The following is a 5,490-nucleotide window of genomic DNA, read 5'->3' on the forward strand; positions in this document are numbered from 1 at the left end:
CGGATGGTGTACGGTCTTCCATTCGCAATCAGCGGATCAGTCGTATTCACACCATCAAGGATCGAGGTCGCGTCTTCAGCAACCTCCTGCGGCGTGAAACCCAGACGAGCGGCCACCACGGGATCGACCTGGAAGTTGGTTCCCGAACCGCTGATGGTGTTCTCAATGCCGTTCTCCACGCTGACGACACCGGGAATCTTACTGATGGCATCACCGACGCGCGGTGCAACGTCATCCAGAACCGCGAAGTTATCGCAGAAGAGTTTGATCTGGATCGGCTCCGGCGCATTCGACAGATCGTTGATCATGTCCTGCAGCACCTGGATGAACTCCACATCCAGCTCCGGCTCAGCCTTCTTGATCTCCGCGCGTGCATCGGCGATCACCTCGTCGATACCGCGGTCACGACTCTTCTTCAGCTTCACGGTCATGTCACCTGTGTTCGCTTCAGTCACCGCCGCCAGGCCCATCTGCAGGCCGGTACGCCGCGAGGTGCTCTCCACCTCCGGCATGGAGTGCAGGATGCGATTCACGTGCTCGAGCACACGATTCGTCTCTGTCAACGAGCTGCCCGCGGGCATGATGTAGTCCAGAATGAAGCCGCCCTCATCCATCTCCGGCAGCAGGTCCGAACCCAGGGCGCGATATCCGAGGTACGTGCCCACCACGAGCAAGCCGCAAATACCCAGCAGTATCGCCGGGCGTGCCAGGGACCATGTCAGCACACGATGGTGCGTGGCAATAACCCGCGTCATCAGCTTGCCGTGATGCTCTTCGTGACGCTTCCCTTCTTCGCTGTCCTTACGGTCGCGCAGCAGTGCGAGACTCAACGCCGGGGTCCAGGTGACGGCCAGAAGCAGTGAGGTCAACAGCGCCACCGTCATCGTGATGGCCAGCGCGCGGAAGAAGCTTCCAGTCACACCCGTAACCGAGACCAGTGGAAGAAAGACCACCACTGGCGTAATGGTGGAACCCACCAGTGGCGCCGAGATCTCCTTCAGCGCGAGCCGCGCAGCGCTGGCCCGTGACTGGCCGGTGTCGCGGTGCAGCACGATGTTCTCGACCACTACGATGGCGTCATCGATTACCAGGCCGATGGCCGCCGCCAGACCGCCTAGCGTCATGAGGTTGAAGCTCTGCCCGATGGACCACAACACCAGCACGGTGATCGCCACCGTCACCGGAATTACCAGGCCAGCCACGAGTGACGAGCTCCAGTCGCCAAGGAAGAGAAAGAGGATGACGCAGGCCAACAGCAGGCCGATCATGATGGCGTCGCGTACGCTGCGAATACTCTCGCGCACCAGCTCTGCCTGATCGTAGTAGAGCTTCATCTGCACGCCGGCGGGCAGGTTCTTCTTCAACTGCTCCACCTGCGCGGAGACAGCATCAGCCACGGCAACCGTATTGCTGGAAGGCTGCCGCGTGATGTTCAACAAGACCGCCGCATGATTATCGGCAGTCACTGTCGTATACACGGGCAACACACCCGGCTGCACCGTCGCGACATCGCTCACGCGCACGGCGGTTCCACTGGCGGTCGCCTTCACCACCAGACGTCCTAGCTGATCAGCATCATGTGCTTGCGCTCCTACCAGGCCAAGGATGAGCTGATGGTTCTCCTCGTACAGTCCAGGCGAGTCGACGATATTCGAGGCCTGCACCGCATTCACGATATCCATGATGGTGACGTTCGTCGCCTGCAACCGCGCCATGTTGGGCACGATATGGAACTCCGGCACCTTGCCGCCCTGAACCGTAACCATGCTGACACCGGACACACGGTTCAACGGCGGCTTCAACGCATAGGTCGCCAGTTCCCATAGCTCGGTCTGCGACAGCGTATCGGAGGTGAGGCTGTAACCAATGATGGGGAAGGTAGCGAAGGTCAGACGATTAGTAGTGATGACCGCGGTAGCCGGCAGAGTCTGGCGCACCTTACTCAGCGCCGCATCCACCAGCTGCAGCGTGCGGAACATATCAACGTTCCAGTCGAAGAACAGGCTCACCTCAGCCGAGCCTCGGCTGGTATTGGAACGCACGGTCGCCAGACCGGGGACGGTGTTCATCGCGTCCTCAATCGGCTTGGTGATCGTGACCTGCATCTGCTCCACCGGCATGACGCCGTTGTCTACGCCGATGACGACACGCGGGAAGTTCGTCTCGGGAAAGACGCTGATCGGCACCTTCTGCGAGGCGAAAATACCAGCCAGCGACAGCACGATCAGAAAGAAGAAGATCGATGAGCGATACCGCTCCAGCCAGAAGGGCTTTTCCGGATGGGAGATCATTCCTTCTCGTCTCCCTCACCGGCTTTGCCGACCTTTACCTTGGTGCCCTCTTCCAGCGCATAGGCGCCGTTGGTGACAACGGTCTCTGAACCGTTCAGTCCCTGTGTGATCTGAATATCTTCACCATCGGTAATACCGGTCTGCACCTTCACCTTGTGCGCCGTGCTGTCGGCCTTGACCACCATCACCGACTTCCCGCCATCCTGCGCTGTGACCACCGCAAYCACGGGCACCTTTACGGCCTGAGGCACCGAGCGTCCTGCAATCGCGACCCGTACGGGCGTACCCGCCTTATACTTGCCGGCTGCATTGTCGACACGCAGCCATACCTCGACGGTTGTGCTGCCGGGATCGACCGCGGGACTGATGAGCGACACCTTCGCAGGCACCGGATCGGTCACACCGGGAACCATAATCTGCGCCTCGTTCCCCAGAGCCAGCCGCTGCACCATGGTCTGCGCGAGATGCACCTTGGCGATCAGCGCCGAGGTGTCCATGACCGTAATCAGAGGAGAGCCCGCGGTCACCGTCTCTCCGGGAAAGAGAGGACGGTCGGTCACCACACCGGAGATGGGACTACGGATCTCCGAGTAAGAGACCTGTGCAGCCGCTGCCTGGTACTTACCCTCAGCCGATGAAAGCTGTCCCTCCGCCGACTTCAACGACGCGGTGCGATTTACCTTCTTCACCGAGTTCAGATGGTTGGCGGCAACGTCATACGCTGCCTGTGCCTGCACCAGAGCGGCGACAGCAGTGTCATAGTCGCGGCCAGCAATCGCGCCCTCGTCGAAGAGCTTCTTGCGCGCTGCCACAATCTCCTGCTGCAGCTTGAGCTGCGCCTGTGCCTGTGCGACATCCAACTCAGCCTTGGCGGCATCCTCGGGAACCTGAGACTTGGTCTGCATCTCGTAGGTCGCCTGCGCCGAGGTGAACTGTCCCTTGGTATCGAGCGCCTGGGCCGCCAGGTCGCGGTTCTCCAGCAGGGCCAATAACTGGCCCTCTTTCACCTTCGCCCCACGCTGCACGTAGAAGGTCTTGACCGGAGCGGAGATCTTGGGCGAAATTGCTGCCTGCGCCAGCGGCGAAAGCGTAGCGTCGGCCATGATGCGCTCGGAGATCTCTCCGGTCTCCGGCTTTTCGGCCTCTACCGCCACCAGAGTCTCCGCTGCGGTATCGGCAGCCTTCTTACAACCGCCAAGAGTAAAGGAACATGCCATCGCCAGGACCGGGATGCACCCGGCCAATGCCAGCGTTCGTGATGTGTTCTCGATCAATCGTGCCGTGTTCTTCATTACAGGGTTCCTGTCAGGATCTGAAGTGCGGACAATGCGCTCTCATAGCGCACAACACCGTCGGCCTGGGCCGTCTGAGCAGTAAGCAAAGCGTTCTGCGCGTCGACGACCTCCAGCACCGTGGACTCACCCGCCGCGTACCGCAGCCGTGTCAGCCGAAGACTTTCGGCCGCCGTCTGCGCGCTTTGCTCCAGCAGCGCCAGTTGATTGCGCGCTGCCGCGGCTTCGGCATAACTTTCTTCCAGATTGGCGATCAGCCGGCGCTGTGCCGCGGTCAGACTGACCTTGGCTACATTGCGCTGAATCTGGCTCTGCTGAATCTTCTTCTGCGTCGAAAACCAGTCCCACACCGGAATATCCAGCGTTCCGCTGATGGAGTAGCCAAGGTTCCGCACGCCATCGGGGCCATTTTTGGCAAACTGCGGAGAGTCGATACCGTAGGTGAAGTTGAGACCGAGGTCGGGTAGATATCCCGCTTTGGCCGAACGCACACTGGCGTTGGCTGCCGCCAAGTCGGCCAGTGCGCTGCGAACCTCAGGATTGTTGGTCGAGGCAAGTTTGTTCACCTCGTCGCGCGTCGGCAGCTCCGGCGGGTTCTGCGGAGCGTCCGTCACATAGGGCGTACGCGGATCCGGAAAGAGCAGCACGGCAAGCTCCAGCCGCGCCTTATCCGCGGCAAGCTTCGCATCAGCAATATCGCGCTGACGGCCCTGGAGCTGCAGTTGCGCCTTGACCACATCGGCACGCGCGACCTCACGGCCGGCCTCACGCTTCTGCGTAATCTCAGCGAAGCTCTGCGCCTCGGCCAAGCCCTCTTCCATGAGGGTCTGCTTCCGTGCGGCCACGTAGACCATGTAGTACAGATTCACGACCGCACTTACCAGGCCGCGGCGCGCAATCTCCGCTTCGGCCTGTGCGCGGGCAGCAACCGCAGAAGCTACCTGCGCGTTGGCAATCCCCTTCAGACCGACGGTCTCGTTGATCACGGCCTGACTGATGTACTCATGCACCGTATTGTTGGCGATGAAGATCGGCGATGCCTGCGTTCCGACCTGTCCGCCCTGATTGGTCTGGCCATTGGGCTGGGTGTAGAGCATCTGGTTGTGATACGTCGCTGAAGGCAGCAACGCCGCCTTGGCCAGATAGCTGTCAATCTTTGCGGAGCGCCCTGCCGCAACGGCCGCGGCAAAGATGGGTTCATTCGCCTGCGCACGGCGAATGGCCTCGGTCAGCGTGATCTTTTCCGGCTGTGGGTCCTGTGCCCAGCTCACCGGCGCTACAGAAAGCAGCAAGGCGGCACTGACCACATAACCGCCTGCCCGACACACTCGAATCATGTAGATCACTGTAGTTTGCCAACCTTAATGAAAGCTGAACTATTTACACAGGCCGTATTGGGTTTCTTACTGCGCTGATGAATCCTGTGTAAAACGGAGGCTGCTGTATGCCCCATCCRTTGCATATCGGGGTCCCCGACGAACTTAGGCGTGTCGACAAATTCGATTGATCTGAGACAGTCCGGAAACCGGGTGGGAGCAGCGGGCTTTAGCCAGCTGGTACAGGCATAAAAGTAAATGGGCTTTTAGCCTTGGGCCTTCTCCGTCCGTCAGCAAAAAGCCCAGGGCTAAAGCCCATTTCTATATTGAGCCCATACCGAGGGCTAAAAGCCCTGGGCTCCCACCCGGTTCGAGCTTCCCTCGAATAGTTCACCCATTGCGAGTCACCCCAACGAACAAGCGATGCCGTCGCCGGTCTCAGTTATTTCACACATTCCCTCAGGTCTGGCTTCAGACTGCCGATAACCAGCTAGCGGGTGGACTGTATGCTCAGCCAGCAGTCTGAATTTCAACCATTACACAAACCGATTCAGGAACAGATCGACCACTTACGGTCGCACAGACTTGCGC

At 60.0% G+C, this 5,490-nt stretch carries 3 protein-coding genes; all 3 read right to left on the reverse strand.

What is annotated here, in order from left to right; genetic code table 11:
• Nucleotides 1-2,291: efflux RND transporter permease subunit (locus AB4043_RS12650; protein WP_442307193.1), on the reverse strand; the 2,291-nt coding region annotated here is incomplete at its 3' end.
• Nucleotides 2,288-3,583: an efflux RND transporter periplasmic adaptor subunit gene (locus tag AB4043_RS12655; protein ID WP_442307194.1), complete on the reverse strand. Its 1,296-nt coding sequence runs from the start codon at nucleotides 3,581-3,583 to the stop codon at nucleotides 2,288-2,290. The genes AB4043_RS12650 and AB4043_RS12655, both read right to left, overlap by 4 nt.
• Nucleotides 3,583-4,920 carry a TolC family protein gene (locus AB4043_RS12660; RefSeq protein WP_442302813.1) on the reverse strand — a complete coding sequence of 446 codons (1,338 nt, stop codon included), beginning with the start codon at nucleotides 4,918-4,920 and terminating at the stop codon, nucleotides 3,583-3,585. Before AB4043_RS12660 ends, AB4043_RS12655 begins: the two co-directional genes overlap by 1 nt.
• Nucleotides 4,921-5,490: the final 570 nt, after the last annotated feature.

It is taken from the genome of Terriglobus sp. YAF25 (assembly GCF_052113305.1).
In the GTDB taxonomy this organism is placed as follows: domain Bacteria; phylum Acidobacteriota; class Terriglobia; order Terriglobales; family Acidobacteriaceae; genus Terriglobus.

Coding starts and splice junctions, on each gene's coding strand:
- AB4043_RS12660 (WP_442302813.1), bottom strand. CDS start 4,920: ATGATTCGAGTGTGTCGGGCAGGCGGTTATGTGGTCAGTGCCGCCTTG.